Genomic DNA, 15,530 nt, shown 5'->3' with positions numbered 1-15,530 from the left:
CCCGCCACAGGGCTTGCTTGAGCCGGATGCGCGGAAACGCGCAAGTCCGGTTCTGAGGGGGGCCACGCGCCGCAATGCGCGTGGCCTACCCGGCCAGGTCCCGCGCGGCTGCCGCCGCGACAACGTCACGCTTCGTGGCGGCGGGTTCCGACGACGAGCCATGGCAGCAGTACTCGCTTGTGCCGATTTGCGGATGCGCTGGACTGTCTGCGTCGTTTCGCTGCCGGGCCGACGGCGTGTGTCTCGGGCTCCCGCATCACTGCCAGGCAGCAGGCCCTGCTTGCTTGCGCTTTCTCACTACCGTCGATGAAATGCCGGACTTTGCCGCCACCATCATCACGCTCGTCCTCGGTGCCGTCCTCGGATTCCTCCCGACCTACCTGATCGAACGCGCCAAACAGCGTGCGCAACTCTCTACCCGCTGGGATGCAGAGCTGTATCGGTTGTGCGCCGAGTTTGCCGGCACTACCCGTCAGCTGATGCACGCAGCCGGACGACTCAGAGGACATCCTGGCAACAACCTACTATCTGCCGAAGCCCAAGCCGCACAACGGCAATTGATCGACGACCTGCACATGGCGATGCGAGCGTTGCGGGAGCAGATTCGCCTCGTCGGGTGTCTCGACGTTCAAGAGTCCGCGCGACGTATCCAAGCCCACGCGTTCTCGATGCGTGTCGTCGCCGAAGGTGGCACCGACGTCGGTGAGGACGACGAAGCCGCACCGGATCAACGAGTGCTGGACGAACTGCCCCGCTTCTACGCGGCGGTGCGCCGGCAGTTGAGAGTGCCCACCGCTGAGCAGGTTGACCTTGTCTCGTTCGGTACCAGTGCGGCGAGAACAGGCTGAGCGGCGGCGCGGACATAGAGACTGCAAGAGCGGAAATCCGCTCATGGCAAGGCGCTTTGCAACGAAGCGTGATGGCCGACAGGGGGCCGCGGCGGTGTCCGTTCGTGCCGATGACATTGCGCTCGCCGGATTGCGGGCCTTGCCGTGCAAAAACTGATCGTCAAGATCGGGCTCGGGCTTGTAATGATGGTGCGTGCGTGTGGATCCCTGCGGCTGACGGCAAGAGCGTCTATCGCGGTTGAGTGGACAACAGCAGGCGCCACAGCAGGCCGTCCGGTCCGCCCACTAGGCTGGAGCATCCCTCAAACGCAGTCTGGTCGAGGATCTCGGTGTGTGCCGCCGGGTTTCGGTACCGTACGCGAAGCTGGTCGAGTGCCGCCACCAACCCGTCTGGATTGAACAGCCAGTCCGCATGTGGCCATGCTCTTGACATCCCGCGGACAGTCGCGGCGAGGGGTCCGTTTGCGGACTCAGTTGCGGTGACGCCCTTCAGGAAGCCGATGAACGGTCCGAGCATCATATGCGTGTCGCCGGTACTCCGGCAGTACTTGACCATGGCTTTAAGCTCGCCTCGAGCGGCGTCCGGACCGAGATCCACGCCACGGGCCATCTCCCGGAGCGGCTGGGCGATCAGCCGTCCGATCTCAACCTCGACGGCCTTGCACAGCGGCAACGCCGCCACCGACCAATCAAGGTCGGTCGCCTGCCACGGCACCAGACCAGCGTGCACGGCCTCGGCAGTCGACAGCAACGTCTGCGCTTCTGCCGACAAGCTGGCGGCCCGTGCCTCCCGGGCGAGCAACACGGCGCGGCCTTGTTCGACCTGCGCGGCAGTTACCGCGGACTCGAGTAGGTGTAGCAGGTCGTCGTCGCGCTGGGCGTCCGGTTGGACGCCAGCCCGGAGCTCCCACACGGACAACAGGTAGCCATAGCAACCGTTGCACAGCAGACCCCTGCGATCGTCGCCGCTCGTAGCAACGAGTTTGGCCGTCTTCGCCTGCCGACAGCGCATACAGACGAACGCGGTCGCTGCAGCCGCGCGGTACTGCTGCAACGGCCCGCGACGCGGGTAGGTCTTTATGACGTCAAACCTGAATGGTGCCGAGGCAGTCACCTGAGGATTGTGTCAGGCACTGGCCGTCGGCACGGTCTGTGCAAGCGCGGCACGCGTCGCTCGGATATTCCTTTGCGTGACACATCGACATGGCGAACTGCGCTTTCCTAGCCGGCATGGCCCACGCCCGACGCACCGCGTGGATTTGCCCATAGCTGAGATTCTTGGTTCGCCAAGGTCAGGTATCCGCATCTGCCGCGATGAGATCGCTCAAGCATCGACGGCGTTGTCTTCGGCTTGTTCGGTGAGGCCGGCCAGGGCGATGCCGCCGTCATGGTCCCACAGCAGCAGGTCATTGGCGGTGACAAGATTGGCGCCGGCCCACCCGTACGGGGACGAGGCATCGGTGGCGGGTATGCGAGCCGTGATAATCGGTCGCTCGTGGGAAGGCTCGACCCTGAGGACGTGGCCTTCCCCGGTGACGACGAGCAGGCGTCCGTCGCCCAGGTCCACGGTGTGCTGGACATCGTCGTCATCGTCGTTGACCAAAGTTACGGCGTCGACGCGCCGGACGACGTTTCCGCTGGGCAGTTCGTGCCAGGCGATCTCCTCATGGTCGGCACCGGGCACGCTCAAGGCCAGTTCTCCTTCGGCGGCCAGGCCGGATACGGCCCGATTTCGGAGGGCCTTGATCTCGATGGTGGCCAGCGCTGCGTCATCGCTGACCCACCAGGACCACTGCCCGTCCTGGCCGGCGCCGATGCTCACGAGGTAAGCGGACCGGTGGGGATGGGCCCACACCGCCGGATGCACGTCGTTGATCACCGGCAGCGTTGCCGTCGCGATGGTGACCCAACCGGCGTCGCCATCGATTCGGCGGATTTCGGCGGTATCTCGAACTTCCCCGGCGCAGATGGCCAACAGGTGGTTCCCGCTGGTGGAGAATGTGACGGCACTGCTGGACTCGTCCGGCCAGCCCCGCAGTGCCACAGTCGTGACCTGATCGCCGCTGTCGTCGTAGACGGTGAGGGTGTCGGTGCCGGGAACGGCGAGGAGCTTCCCGTCAGGGCTGGCCGCCGGCATGCCGTTGCGCCGGACTTCGACGCTCTTCTCGACCGTGAGCGCAGGACCAACGAGAACCAGATGTTCAGCGCTGATCACGTACCAGCCGCCACCGTGACGCCGGAACACCTCGTCGACGCGGGAACGAAGCGTCGCGGTCCTGATCACCTTCATCACCCGATGCTACGACCCCAATTTCCGCTGGCTGACAATCATCGACCTTCGACAGGTTGGTCCGAGTATCCGCTTCTGCCGCCGAGCGAGCGCACCGCCATCGGCGCCGGTGTGACTCTCCGTATGGGATGCGCAAGCCCGGAGAAGACCGGTGTTCACTGAACTGCCGAATTGAGCGCATCCGATCTTGCTCGAGGGCCGTCGCGGCGGAACTGCGCGCGGACGCGCGGCGGAGCTGTTCGCGGCGATGGTCCCGGCGGAGGATGCGGTATGGCGGATGGACCTGCCGTTCAATCCCTGAAGGGCAGGTCCACCTCGTTGGACACGACGCAGGTGCAGGGAAGCTTGAGCAGGTAGTCGTGCGAAGGGTTTGCTGGGTCGGGGAAGCCGGTCTCGAAGCGCCGGCTCATGTCGTCAGGCACCTCCAGGATGAGCCCGGCCCGCTTCCAATTGAGGTCCGCGTCCTTCGGAATCTCGATGCGGAACGACGGGGGCGCTTGGGCGAGGTTCTGCCGCGGGTAGAACTCGCTACTCGAGTCGTAACGGACCTGCAGGACGAGCCAGTACTGGTAGCCGGCGCGGGCCTGGCGGTTGATCGTGGTGGAGACCGTCACGGTCCGGGAGCCGTCGGGAGCGGCGGTCAGAACGACCGGAGTGCTGCCGGTCGGGGTGGGCGGCACGACGACTGCGGAGGCCGGTGAAGAGGTCGGGGCCGGGCCGAGGGGCCCGGTCGTGCGCTGGGACGCTGGTGGCTTGTCGTCCGACTGCAATGCCAGCGCGCCGGCCACGGCGCCGGCCGCCAGGACGACGGCTGCCACGGCACCGGCGATCCATCGCCGCCGCCTACCGTTGCCCGTGACGCTCGGCGTGATCTTGGGAGGAATTGCCGGCGCCGCATATGCGGGGTTGTCGGCCAGAATCCGGGTGCCCGTCTCGTTCATGTCGAGGCTGTACGGCACCTGCAGGCTCGACAGGGCGCGCTTCAGGTGCCGGTACACGGTGTCCAGGTCGAGGTACGGCGGCCCGCCCGGCTCGCCCGTCTCCAGCAGCTTCAGCAGCGCCGCGGTGAAGGCCGGGCCGTCGTCGCCGGCCACCTTTGCGGTCTTGTTCCGGCTCGCCGACGTCAGGACGTAGCCGCCCTCGATCTTGGCGATCTTCGCGAACGTCTCAATGGCAGTGGCGGAGAAGCAGCAGTCCAGGATCATCACGATCGCGGTCGCCTGGACGTCGCGCAGAATCGACCGAACCCGGTCGTACGACAGCGCGGCCGGCTGCCCAAATCCCGCGCCGCCCTTCGTCGCCCGTGTGGCGAGGTACAGCTCCGAGCGAATGTCGATCATCCCGTGACCGATGTAGTAGAAGATCACCGGATGCCCGCTCGCGGTGGCGAGCGCGGCGGCGATCTCGTCGGCCAGATTGTCCTGCGTGTATGGGTTCAGGATCATCCTGACGGCCGTGCGGTCCAGCCCGCACCGCTGTACCAGCGCCTCGTGCAAGGCGATCAGGGCATGCTGCACGCCGGGGATTCTCGGCAGTTCCGACCCGCTGTCGTACTCGCCGACGCCGATGAGGACCGCGTGCGCGTCGCGGAGGTCGTCGGGCACGTCAGCTCGCGCCACCGTCAAGGAAACGCTCAATGACCCGGTGAACGTCATCCATGTCTGCCCCGCGCGTCTGCTCTGCAGTGAATTCAATCTCGCCGCCGTCGGGGCGCCGGATGACGAACGACACCTTGCCCCTGCGCGGGCCGAGCCAGCTGGTCAACGAACGGGCAACCACCGCGAGGGTGCCGGCCTGACCAGCGAGGATCGCCAGGCCGCTCAGCATGCCACCGGACATTTCACCCTGCTGTGGCGGCTCCGGCAGCAGTGTTACCTTGCGCTGCAACTCCGGTTCGTCGCGCAGCCACATGTTGAGGGTGCGCAGTTCGTCAGGATCCGGCGAGGTGATTGTGACTGTCGATTCCATGCTGCTCCTCGTTCGGGACAACTTGGACCGTACCGTGCAACGAGAATCGCTGCACCAACCGGAAGTCCTGTTCGCAAACAACTGATTCCAATCAATGTCGGCGTATGGTGCGGCAACGCGTCGGCCGATCATTCACCGGAATCTGTCCGATAGGCTCACGGCGCCGCCGCGGTGTCGATGCACGCGGCGAACTCGGTGCAGCCGACGCGATCCAGCAGCTCGGACAGGGACGTCGGCCTGCGTCAGCGCGTCGTTGATGTCGTGCAGCGCGCCCCCAGTTGTACTCGGTGATGGCGACGTTCGGTGCGGTCAGGGCCTGGTCGCGTACGTGCCCACGAAGTCCGGCGTCCACGCGACCGCGCCGCGGGTGACGGTGTCGGCTTGGAGGCGGTCGGTCAGGGTGTCGAGCACTACAGCCGTGCGTGTGGCGTCGTCAAAGATTGGCGGTCCGAGGTTGAGGAGAACGGCGAGCGGGGTGGCGGCAGGTCCTGCCGTCACCCCGTCGTCAGCACATCCGATCAGCTCAAGTTGAAGCGCTGGTTGGCCTGTCCGTTGCAGTCGTAGATTTGCACCTGCTGGCCGTTGGCAGTGCCCCAGACGTCCAGGCAGCGGCCGGACTGCACGTTGCTGATGGTGCCGTTGCTGTTGACGTTCCACTGCTGGTTGGCCTGTCCGTTGCAGCTGTAGATCTGCACCGCCGAGCCGTTGCCAGAACCTGCGGCGTCCAGGCACATGTTGCCGTACACGGTCAGCTGCCTGCTCGATGTCTGCGTCCACAGCTGATTGCTCTGGCCGTGGCAGTCGTAGAGCTGGACCCGGGTGCCATTGGTGGTCGACGAGTTCGGCACGTCGATACACCGGCCGGACTGGGCGCCGACGATCCGCTTCGCATTGCCCGAGGGGACCTGGGGCGACGAGGTGGTGGGACCGACGACCGGACCTTCGCTCACCGTGATGTTGGAGCTGCCGCTGCTCTGGTAGCCCTCGGTGGCCATGATCTGGTAGTCGTGCTGGCCGAGGTTCAGCCCGAGCCTCGCCCAGGCGTTGAAGTGGTTGGCGGTGGTGATGGTGCCGCCGGTCCGCTTCTGCTGCCGGACGCTCCAGTACTGGTAGAACGTCGCGGTGCCGATGATGGAGGGCTGGTTGACGCGCTGGGTGCGGTAGATGTCGTAGGTGCTGCCGTCGGTGCTGACGGAGCCCAGCCGCTGCGCGCCGGTGCTCGGGTTGTAGTTGCCGAAATTCTCGACGATGTAGTACTCGATGAGCGGGTTGGTGGTCCAGCCGTACAGCGCCAGGTAGCCGTTGCCGTTGACGCTGAACGTGCCGGAGTAGTTCACCGTGTGGTTGGAGCCGGGCTTCCAACCCTTGCCGACGACGGTGTTGTTGATGTTGCTCCACTGGACCCGGTACGAACCACCGGCGCCCAGCGTCATGGTGACGTTGCCGCTGTCCTTCCAGTACGAGAAGAAGTAGCCGTTGTGGGTGCCGGTCGTGTTCGACGTGACGGTCCGGTCGGCCTCGGCGTGCGCCGTGCCGGTCATTGCGACCGATGCCACGACGAGCGCGACGGCGCATACGCCGCCGATGAGCAGCCCTCCGCGGTAGCGCCGGCGGCGCTTCGGAGATGCGGGAACGTCGTTCATGTGCGCGTCCTTTCATGCGGCGACGTCGACTTGCGTCGATGGCGGAATTGTGATTCGCCGCGCTGCGGGCGTCAATCGTTTTCGAAAACGGCCGCCTTATGCTCCACCCCGCCGGCCGAGCGGGCAGGAATGAACAATATTTGACACGGAATGGCCGCCATTTTGCAGCGCTACGACACCAGGAATGCGAAAGATTCACCGAATGAGCGGTCGATCAACTGCTCGGGAAGGTCCTTCCTGAAGCCCAGATCGAGCAGCTCAGCGCTGCCGGGCGTGACACGCTCGTGCTTCGGCCTGATCGAGGAGAACGGTACGGGCTTCGACAGCCTCGACGTTCGGGCACCGTGCCGTGGCGCGATCGCCCTGCACTCGCTGCGTTAGGACTGGCCGGCTGGGTTCGCGCGATTCGAGGTGTGCGCCATGAATCCGACTCGAGCCAAGTAGGAGCCGGACGCCGTCGAACTTGCCGATGTGGCCGCGCTTCTCGGCCACCCTGTCACGCAGATCCTCGCCCATTACTGATCGGCGCACGCGACAGGTGCGCGGTTCTGCCGCCGAGGGTGAGCGCGAGTCGACCGCGTCCGTCACGCCGCGTGATGAGGTCATGCGGCGATCGGCGCACTGAACTGCCGAATTGAGCGCGTCACCGCGCTGTCGGCGGGCAGGCGATTCGCTACCGTGCGAGCAGTGAGCGTAGCACTTTGATGATCTCGTCAGGTGCTTCCTCGGCCATGAAGTGCCCGGCCGAGGTGGTGCGGTGCTCCAGATCGGCGGCCCAGGTGCGCCACAGCGCGGCGGCGTCGTAGCCGAGTGCGGCTCCCCAGTCCTGCTGGACGACGGTGACCGGCATGGTCAGCCGGTTCCCGGCTGCTCGGTCGGCTTGGTCGTGTTCGATGTCGATGCCGGCCGAGGCGCGGTAGTCGGCGATGATGGAGGGAACCGCCTCCCGGGAGGCCTTCAGGTACTCCGCCCGCAGGTCCGCAGGAATGGCCTGCGGGCTCTGCGTCCACACGTCGAGGAAGTAGCCGAAGAAGGCGTCCGCACTGGCGCTGATCATCTGCTCGGGCAGGCCGGGTGGCTGGGCCATCAGGTACAGGTGGAACGCGACCGCGGCGGTGGTCCCGTGCAGGATGTCCCACATGTCCAGGGTCGGCAGGACGTCGAGGGTGGCGAGGTGGGTGATCGTAGCGGGATGGTCGAGGCCGGCGCGGATGGCGACGAGGGCACCGCGGTCGTGTCCGGCCAGTGCGAAGCGCTCGTGGCCGAGCTTGCCGGCGAGGGTGACGATGTCGGCGGCCATGGTCCGCTTGGAGTACGTGTCGCCGTCGCGCGCGGCGGGCTTGTCGCTGGCGCCGTAGCCGCGCAGGTCGGGACAGATCACGGTGTGGTCGGCGGCCAGGTCGGCGGCGACGTGCCGCCACATGACGTGGGTCTGCGGAAAGCCGTGCAACAGCACGATCGGGCGGCCCGTACCTCCCACCGCCACGTTGAGTGTCACGTCATCGTCGACCGCGACACGCTGGTAGTCGAACCCGGGAATGGCAAAAGTCATGATCGTCCTCTTCTCGTCGGGTGGACGATGTCAGCGTGCCGGTCGCGGATGAGCAAACAATGAGCGCGACAGGTTGAGCCCAGGCGCGGAAGGATGGTTCGAGCAGTGCAGATCAGGTTCGGTGTTCTCGGGCCGGTTGTCGCCTGGGACGGCGTCGGCGCGCCGATCGACCTGAAAGGGCCGAAACACCGCGCGGTGCTGGCGCGGCTCCTCATCGCGCGCGGCCGGGTCGTACCGGTCGGCCACCTCGTCGACGACCTGTGGCAGGAGCCTCCACCGGGCGCGGTCGGCGCGATTCGCACGTTCGTGGCGGCGCTGCGGCGCGCGCTGGAGCCGCAGCGTCCACCACGCGAGCCGGCTAGGTTGCTGGTCACCGAGGGCCCGGGCTACGCACTTCGGTCGACGCCCGACGCGGTCGACGCCTGGCGGTTCGAGGACGCGGTCGCCGCCGCGTCCACGGCGCCCCCGCACGAGACACTCGAGCGCCTCGATCGTGCCCTGAGCTGGTGGCGGGGGCCGGCGTTCGCCGGCTTCGACGACGAGCCGTGGGCCCGCGTCGAGCGCTCCCGCCTCGAACAGTTACGGCTGAATGCGATCGAGCAGCGGGCCGAGGCGCGACTGGCTGTTGGGCGCGCCTCCGACGTCGTACCGGATCTCGACGCGCACGTGGCCGAGCATCCGTGGCGGGAGGAGGCGTGGCGGCTGCTGGCGCTTGCGCTTTCCCGCGCGGGGCGCCAGGGTGACGCGCTTGCGGTACTGCGCCGAGCCCGCGGCCTACTCCTGGAACAGCTCGGCATCGATCCGGGCCCGCGACTGCGTCGCCTGGAGACCGACATCCTCCGCCAGACCGACCGGGTCAGCGAAGGTCCCGGTTCCCCGGGACCGGAACGGGTCTGGGCGGAGACCGCGGCGGCATACGACCGAACCGTGGCGTCCGGTTCCGGGGCTCGGCTGGAGTCCACCGTCGGTTTGCTGCGAAGTCTCGCCGTGACAGGGGCGAGCGGACTCGAGGCGGCGCGGGAGCAGCGGATCGCCGCCATCGCCGCGGCCGAGCAGCTGGGCGATCCCGAGCTCACCGCCCGGGTGATCGGCGGCTACGACGTACCCGCGATCTGGACACGCTCGGATGATCCGGCGCAGGCGGCGCGGATCGTCGCCGCGGCCGAGCGGGCCCTGACCGCCGTTCGCCCAGGCTCGTCCGAGACCACCCGAGCTCGACTGCTTGCCACGATCGCGGTGGAGTCACGCGGTACGCACGCGGCGCGCGGGCGCGAGGCGGCCCAGGAGGCGGAGCGGATCGCGCGCCGCCTGGGCGACCCGGCCCTGCTGGCCTTCGCCCTGAACGGCGTGTTCATGCAGACCTTTCACCGCGCGGGCCTGGCTCCCGAGCGGGACGAGATCGGTGCAGAGTTGGTCGCGCTCTCCGCCCGGCACGGCCTGGCGACGTTCGAGATCCTCGGTCATCTCGTCCGGCTCCAGGCCCGCAGCGCGCTCGCGGACTTCGCCACCGGCGACCAGCACGCCGCCGCAGCGGACCGGCTCGCCGAGCGGCACGACCGCCCGCTGGTCGGCGTGTTCACCAAGTGGTACCGCGCGTTGCGACTCGCCGCGACCGGGCCGTCGCCACAGGCCGCGGAAGCCGCCTACCGCGACGCCGCGGCACAGCTCGCCAACGCCGGCATGCCCGGTGTCGAGCAGGGCCTCCTACCGCTGGCCCTGCTGTGCCTGCGCGTGCGGCACGGCGAGCCGATCCGCTTCGAAGATGACACCGACTGGGGCCCTTACACACCCTGGGTGCGCCCGCTCGTCCTGCTGGCCCGGGACCGCCGGGCCGATGCCACCGCGGCGCTGCGTCAGGCCCCGGATCCGCCGCGCGATCTGCTGTTCGAGGCCCTATGGTGCCTCACCGCCAAGGCCGCTATCGCCCTGGACGACCGGACGGTGATGAGACGCGCCCGGACCGAGCTCACGCCGGCCGCCAACGAGCTGGCCGGGGCCGGCAGCGGCATGCTGACCGCCGGCCCCGTCGCACGCCATCTCGACCACCTCAATGCGGCCCTCCGCGGCACCCGATGAGCCGGACAGCTGGGCCATGACGTCCAGGTCGCCCCCGATCGCCGGGCCACCACGAGTACAGCCCTCCCGCATCGCGTTCGGCCTGCCGCCAACGACCGACAACGTGCTTTGATCACATGTGCGGATCTGCCGCCGTTGGTGCGCGGCGAACAGCCCGTACCGTTACAGCGGGTGACCAGCACGGCGAGGCCAGGGCTTCCCGTTCTGGCCGATGACAGTGCGCCCCGGGCGGGATGTTGGTGAGGTCGGCTGGCCGGGACAATTCGTGAGTGGGCGACTCAAGGATGCCGTGGCGCAACACAACGCATGATTGGGAAAGCACCGTGGATGCCGAGCACTTGGCCGAGGTTCGCCAGCATCCAGCGAGGTTTGCTCCCGGCGGCATCGTGCACCTGATCCTTGAGGTGATCGCGTATGCGGCTGACGAAGCCGAGACTACGGCCGCAGGACGGTGCATTGTCACCCTGCACAGCGACGGCTCGGTGTCCGTTGCGGACAACGGGCGAGGAACCGATACCCGCTACGACGAGCAGGGCCAGCCGATCAAGAAGCCTGTCATGGCGACCAAGGATCTCCGATACTTCGACTTCCCCGACGCCCAACGGCTCCCCGACGGCCGCCCTCGTCGGGGCATGTCAGTCGTCGCGGCACTCAGTGAGTGGCTCATCCACACCAATCACCGCAGCGACGGGGCGTGGACCCAACGCTACGAACACGGCATGCCCGTCACCGACCTGCTCCCCGTGCCCGCCAATGACGCGACAGGGACGACCGTGCGTTTCCTCGCCGACACAGCGCTCAGTACGGCACGGCTGGTGTCAGCGCCCGAGCTGGTTCGGCTGACCCTCGCCGCATGGCCCCATCTGACCGTAGAGATCATGGACGAGCGCATCATCTGAAGCGGTCCGTCCCGCGGCGTGCAATCCGGTCGGGACCGTGCCCGCATCTGCCGCTCCTCGCGCGGCGGCCGACCCGAAGACCGTCACGCTCCGCAGGCGCGCGCACTCGTGCCGATGTCAGGACGTTCCGACGGGTGCGATCAAGCGTCGCCCGCGCGGCCACCAACGAGGGGGCCCGGTGGAAACCAGGCCCCCTCCTGCTGGTGGTTGGGTTCAGCTCGTCCGGATCCGGAACGTGGTGCGGTTGTTGTCCACCTTCGGGTCGTTGACGCCCTTCATGTCGTTGAGCCCGACCGCCGACACCGACGCCTCGATCGTGCCCTCCGTGAAGGAGGCGTCCACGGTGACGGTAATCGTCATGCTGAGCTGGTCGCCGGCGGCCAGCGGGGCGTGGGGCGCCTGGTCGGTGCCGAAGACCCAGGCCGGAATGGCCGCGCTCCCGCCGGAACAGGCGAACGAGCAGTTCTCCAGGCTGACGTAGAAGCGGCCGGACGGATTCGGGCCGTTGTTCTTCACCGTGACCTTCGCGGTGCCGGTGCGCTTGCCGTCAGTGACCGGGCCGAGGACCACGTCGGTGACGGTGACCTGCAGGTCGGTCGCACGGCCCGGGTCGCCGAACACGGACGGGCCGGCGAGCTGCCTGAACTTCGTGCCGTCCCAGCCGTACTCGCGCTGCTGGTGCCGCTCGGAACTGGGGGACGCCCCGCAGCAGGCAATGCTGTCGGAGACGTCGGCGACGATGCCGCCGCCAGTGCGCGCGCTGATGTCGCGGACGTTGGCCCGTGAGTCCTCGGCGACGACCTGGCCGAGCGTGACGACGTTGCCGGCCGCGTCCCGGTCGAAGGCGACGACCTGGCTCGCCGGCGCCTCCCCGGGCTGGCACAGCACCAGCGCGGCCGTCTCGAGGGCCGAGTCGTCGTCGAGGTTGGTGTGGACGACCTTCGCCACCCATGCCCTGGTCTCGCCCTTCGGCCGGCTGGTCACCAGCGTGACCCGCTTGGTCGCGCACTGACCGCTCGCGAAGGCCGGGAAGTCCACCTTGACGGCGCCCAACTGTTCCAGCGTGATCACGCCGTCAGGCCGCGCGGACGCCGACGCCCCGGCAGACGGACTGGACGGCGGCGTGACCGGGTCGACCGGGCCCGGCGTGACCGAATCGGCCGGGGTAGGCGGCGGGTTGTTGCCGTGCGGATCGGACGCAAACGCCGCGATGGGAGCAGCGATCAGCAACGCGCCCAGCACGCTGAGCGTGGTGAGCCGTACCGTGCGGCGGTGCTTGACGGTGGCCCGGACGGCGGCTGTGCCAGGCGTGACACTGGGAACAGTGGCCTCCGCGGCGCGGAAGTCCCCGAGGGCGTCGTTGATCAGGTCGTCGAACTCAGACATTGCTCCTGCCTCCCTTACGCTCCGCCAGCTGCTCGCCGAGGGCCGCGCGGCCCCGGCTCAGCCAGCTCTTGACCGTTCCCTCCGCAACGTCCTCCTGCGCCGCGATCTCAGCGACCGGCAACTCGCCGATGTAGTGCAGTACCACCGCCTTGCGCAGCTGCGGCGGGATCTTCGCCAGCGCCGCCACCAGGACGATCCGATCCGGTGACGGTCCCTCGGCGTGCTCCTCGCGCTGGTTGCGCAGGAAGTTCAGCGCGGTTCGGCGCCGGCGAAAGCGGCTGGTGGCCACGTTCCAGGCGACCCGCCTGACCCACGCGAAGGGGTCCTGGTACGTGCTGATGGTCTTCCATTTGCTGAACGCCCGGCAGAACGCCTCCTGCACCACGTCCTGCGCCTCGGCGCGGTCGCCGAGATACGCGAAGAGCTGCGATCGCAGGACGGGGAACGCCGCCGTGTAGAACTCGTCGAAGTCATGTCGGACGTCGACGTTCGGCACTGCGTTGCTGCGTGTCATCGTCGCGGTCACACTGTCCTTCCCTCCCTCTCGCCGCCCCTTGTTGAGCGGGCACCGTCGACACGCCTGACGCGCCGCGGCGGTTGCAAAGATCCTTTCGCTCAGCGCAGCGGAAAGGGAGGTGTGGGCTACCTAGCGATGCGGACGGCGGTCACGTCGGTACTGTCGCCCCTGGAAGCCGAACTCGATGAACTGGCCACAGCGGCCTCAGCCTTGGCGACTCCTCCTGGTTGAGGTGAGCTGCCTCGACGACATGCCGCACAGAACGCCCAATCGTGAACCAGGACAAGACCGCCCGGGCCAATCAGCGCCGCCCACCCAAGTACTCCCAGGTCGGAGACATGGTGGGCCGCCAGGGACTGGAACCCTGAACCTACGGGTCATAAAACCAGCGAGCAACCGATCACGTGTGGGCAATGCCCGCGCGAGCCCCGTTGTCCCGCCGGCATCCGGATCCGTCGAGACGAGGCGACTACGTCGGGTTACGGCCTGACCGGTGAGAGTGCTTGATCAATTAACTCATCTGCCGATGAGCGCGCACGTGATGACGTTGAACGGTCCCTCCTGGTTCAGGCTTGGCGGAAGGCGCGGCGATAGTCGCGCGGCGGAATGCCACGACGCTGGAGGAACTGCTGGCGTAGAGCGGCGGCGCTGCTGTACCCGGCCTGCTGGGCGATCTGTTCGGTGGTCAGGCTGGTGTTCTCCAGTAGTTCCTCGGCCAAGCTGAGCCGTTGAGCGCGCAGCCAAGCGTGGGGAGTGGTGCCGGTCGCCGCTGCGAAGTGGCGGATGAACGAGCGGCGACTCATCAATGCGCGAGTGGCCAGGGTGTCGACGGTCAGCCGCCGGCCGAGGTGGGCGCGCGCCCAAGCGAGGACATCGGTGAGCCGTTCGGCGTCTCGACCGTCGGCGACCGGCGCATCGACGTACTGCTGCTGGCCGCCTTCGCGATGTGGCGGCATCACGAGGAGCCGGGCAAGGGCGTTGGCGTGGGCGGCGCCGTGCTCCCGGCGGATCAGATGCAGGTACATGTCCATCCCGGCCGCCGCGCCGGCGCCGGTGACGATCCGATCCTGGTCGACGTACAGCAGTTCTGCCTGGACAGTGATCATCGGATACCGTGTCGCAAGATCGTCCGCGTGCTGCCAGTGCGTGGTGGCGGCACGGTCGTTGAGCAATCCTGCTGCCGCCACCGTGAATACGCCGAGGCAATGCGCCGCGACGATGGCGCCCCGCGCATGAGCCCGGCACAGCGCGTCGAGCAGCGCGTCCGCCGGCTCCTGCGTATCTTGCGCCCCGGGCAACACCAGGACGAGATCGGCTCGAGTCAGGAGCTCGATATCGTCGTCGACCATGACCGGCACACCCGCGTCGGTGGCCACGGGTCCGCGGCGGTCGGCGCATACGGCGAAGTCGAACCCGGGACCGGCGGAGCGCGACCGGAAGGCGGCGCTGGCCATGCCGAGCCCGAGGGCCGCCGCGCCGGACGGGATGTAGGCCGCGACGCGATGAAAGGGCACGTATCCATACTGGCACGAAACCTTCGATCGTCGGCATGTGTGCCACTGCCGGACCGCGTCCGGGTCGGCCACAGTGAACCGCATGGACAACGCGGATTACCCGGCCCGCAGCACCGGCCTGGTGCTGGTCGACCCGTACAACGACTTCCTGGCCGAAAACGGCAAGATCTGGCCCCGGGTCAAAGACGTGGCCACGACGATCGGGCTGCATCATCACCTGCGGGCACTCTTGAACGGTGTGCGGACCGCCGGCATCCAGGTGTTCGTCGCCCCGCACCGCCGATGGCGTCCCGGGGATGTCAACGGTTGGACCCGAGCTCAGCGTCCGCACGCTCTCTTGCGCGACGCCCGCCTCTACGAACTGGGCGCCATCGGCGGCGACTGGCACCCCGAGTTCGGCCCCCGCGACGGCGACGTCGTCAGCAGCGAACACTGGGGCATGAACGGCTTCGCTCATACCGACCTCGACCAGCAGTTGCGGCAACACGGCATCGACACCGTCATCCTGGCCGGCATGACCGCCCCCGGCTGCGTCGAAGGCACCGGCCGGTACGCCATGGAACTCGGCTATTCGGTCACGCTCGCCAAAGACGCCACGGCCGCCTTCAGCATGGAGTTGCAACACGCCGCGACCGAACTCACCGGCCCGCTCTACGCCACGCACGTGCTCCGCGTCAACGATCTCCTGACCAGGTTGCCCCACGCCCCGGCGACTCCTCCGGCATAAGCCCGGATGCACTGATCTGCCGTTGCGACACGAGGTCACACCTTGCGAGTGAACTCACTGATTGGAGGCCGACCGATGTCGGTGGTGTAGTTCCGGCGCGTGCTCACTGC

13 protein-coding genes are annotated in these 15,530 nt (G+C 67.8%); 4 read left to right on the top strand and 9 right to left on the bottom strand.

Annotation, left to right across the window (positions count from 1 at the left end; all coding sequences use genetic code 11):
* Window positions 1-311 precede the first annotated feature (311 nt).
* Window positions 312-848 carry a hypothetical protein gene (locus ACFY3L_RS54205; protein WP_389343752.1) on the top strand — a complete coding sequence of 179 codons (537 nt, stop codon included), beginning with the start codon at window positions 312-314 and terminating at the stop codon, window positions 846-848.
* A 229-nt stretch (window positions 849-1,077) separates the two neighbouring features.
* Here the strand turns inward: ACFY3L_RS54205 and ACFY3L_RS54200 are convergent, their stop codons facing one another.
* The 6 genes from ACFY3L_RS54200 to ACFY3L_RS54175 form a co-directional block, all read right to left on the bottom strand.
* Entirely contained in the window at window positions 1,078-1,962 is an 885-nt protein-coding gene (locus ACFY3L_RS54200; protein WP_389343749.1) for a hypothetical protein, read from the bottom strand.
* 210 nt (window positions 1,963-2,172) lie between these two features.
* A complete protein-coding gene (locus tag ACFY3L_RS54195) occupies window positions 2,173-3,138 on the bottom strand; it encodes a hypothetical protein (RefSeq protein WP_389343746.1) in 966 nt (321 codons plus the stop codon).
* Between the two features lie 290 nt (window positions 3,139-3,428).
* Window positions 3,429-4,742, bottom strand: a complete 1,314-nt coding sequence (locus ACFY3L_RS54190) for a caspase domain-containing protein (protein WP_389343743.1) — start codon at window positions 4,740-4,742, stop codon at window positions 3,429-3,431.
* 1 nt (window position 4,743) lies between these two features.
* Entirely contained in the window at window positions 4,744-5,106 is a 363-nt protein-coding gene (locus ACFY3L_RS54185) for a hypothetical protein (protein ID WP_389343740.1), read from the bottom strand.
* Window positions 5,107-5,624: 518 nt separating this feature from the next.
* The gene (locus tag ACFY3L_RS54180; RefSeq protein WP_389343737.1) at window positions 5,625-6,749 is read right to left on the bottom strand and encodes a glycoside hydrolase family 11 protein; all 1,125 of its coding nucleotides are present in this window, start codon (window positions 6,747-6,749) and stop codon (window positions 5,625-5,627) included.
* Between the two features lie 673 nt (window positions 6,750-7,422).
* Window positions 7,423-8,301 carry an alpha/beta fold hydrolase gene (locus tag ACFY3L_RS54175; RefSeq protein WP_389343735.1) on the bottom strand — a complete coding sequence of 293 codons (879 nt, stop codon included), beginning with the start codon at window positions 8,299-8,301 and terminating at the stop codon, window positions 7,423-7,425.
* 105 nt (window positions 8,302-8,406) lie between these two features.
* Between ACFY3L_RS54175 and ACFY3L_RS54170 the strand changes: the two genes are divergently transcribed.
* Window positions 8,407-10,377, top strand: coding sequence for a BTAD domain-containing putative transcriptional regulator (locus ACFY3L_RS54170; RefSeq protein ID WP_389343732.1), 1,971 nt, complete (start codon window positions 8,407-8,409; stop codon window positions 10,375-10,377).
* A 323-nt stretch (window positions 10,378-10,700) separates the two neighbouring features.
* On the top strand, window positions 10,701-11,276 hold the full coding sequence (locus ACFY3L_RS54165) for a hypothetical protein (RefSeq protein WP_389343730.1): 576 nt from the start codon (window positions 10,701-10,703) through the stop codon (window positions 11,274-11,276).
* A 213-nt stretch (window positions 11,277-11,489) separates the two neighbouring features.
* Here ACFY3L_RS54165 and ACFY3L_RS54160 read toward each other — a convergent pair whose 3' ends face one another.
* From ACFY3L_RS54160 to ACFY3L_RS54150, 3 genes are all read right to left on the bottom strand, one after another.
* Window positions 11,490-12,662 carry a hypothetical protein gene (locus ACFY3L_RS54160; protein WP_389343728.1) on the bottom strand — a complete coding sequence of 391 codons (1,173 nt, stop codon included), beginning with the start codon at window positions 12,660-12,662 and terminating at the stop codon, window positions 11,490-11,492.
* A complete protein-coding gene (locus tag ACFY3L_RS54155; RefSeq protein WP_389343755.1) occupies window positions 12,655-13,176 on the bottom strand; it encodes an RNA polymerase sigma factor in 522 nt (173 codons plus the stop codon). Before ACFY3L_RS54155 ends, ACFY3L_RS54160 begins: the two co-directional genes overlap by 8 nt.
* 569 nt (window positions 13,177-13,745) lie before the next feature.
* Window positions 13,746-14,693: a GlxA family transcriptional regulator gene (locus tag ACFY3L_RS54150; RefSeq protein ID WP_389343725.1), complete on the bottom strand. Its 948-nt coding sequence runs from the start codon at window positions 14,691-14,693 to the stop codon at window positions 13,746-13,748.
* An 82-nt stretch (window positions 14,694-14,775) separates the two neighbouring features.
* Here ACFY3L_RS54150 and ACFY3L_RS54145 point away from each other — a divergent pair, with 82 nt between their 5' ends.
* The gene (locus ACFY3L_RS54145; RefSeq protein ID WP_389343722.1) at window positions 14,776-15,420 is read left to right on the top strand and encodes a cysteine hydrolase; all 645 of its coding nucleotides are present in this window, start codon (window positions 14,776-14,778) and stop codon (window positions 15,418-15,420) included.
* Window positions 15,421-15,530: the final 110 nt, after the last annotated feature.

This window comes from Dactylosporangium sp. NPDC000521 (assembly GCF_042898305.1).
In the GTDB taxonomy this organism is placed as follows: Bacteria; Actinomycetota; Actinomycetes; order Mycobacteriales; family Micromonosporaceae; genus Dactylosporangium.
This window is presented reverse-complemented; position numbering and strand designations above follow the sequence as displayed.

Coding starts and splice junctions, on each gene's coding strand:
- ACFY3L_RS54185 (WP_389343740.1), bottom strand. CDS start 5,106: ATGGAATCGACAGTCACAATCACCTCGCCGGATCCTGACGAACTGCGC.
- ACFY3L_RS54145 (WP_389343722.1), top strand. CDS start 14,776: ATGGACAACGCGGATTACCCGGCCCGCAGCACCGGCCTGGTGCTGGTC.
- ACFY3L_RS54160 (WP_389343728.1), bottom strand. CDS start 12,662: ATGTCTGAGTTCGACGACCTGATCAACGACGCCCTCGGGGACTTCCGC.
- ACFY3L_RS54195 (WP_389343746.1), bottom strand. CDS start 3,138: ATGAAGGTGATCAGGACCGCGACGCTTCGTTCCCGCGTCGACGAGGTG.
- ACFY3L_RS54155 (WP_389343755.1), bottom strand. CDS start 13,176: ATGACACGCAGCAACGCAGTGCCGAACGTCGACGTCCGACATGACTTC.
- ACFY3L_RS54205 (WP_389343752.1), top strand. CDS start 312: ATGCCGGACTTTGCCGCCACCATCATCACGCTCGTCCTCGGTGCCGTC.
- ACFY3L_RS54175 (WP_389343735.1), bottom strand. CDS start 8,301: ATGACTTTTGCCATTCCCGGGTTCGACTACCAGCGTGTCGCGGTCGAC.
- ACFY3L_RS54180 (WP_389343737.1), bottom strand. CDS start 6,749: ATGAACGACGTTCCCGCATCTCCGAAGCGCCGCCGGCGCTACCGCGGA.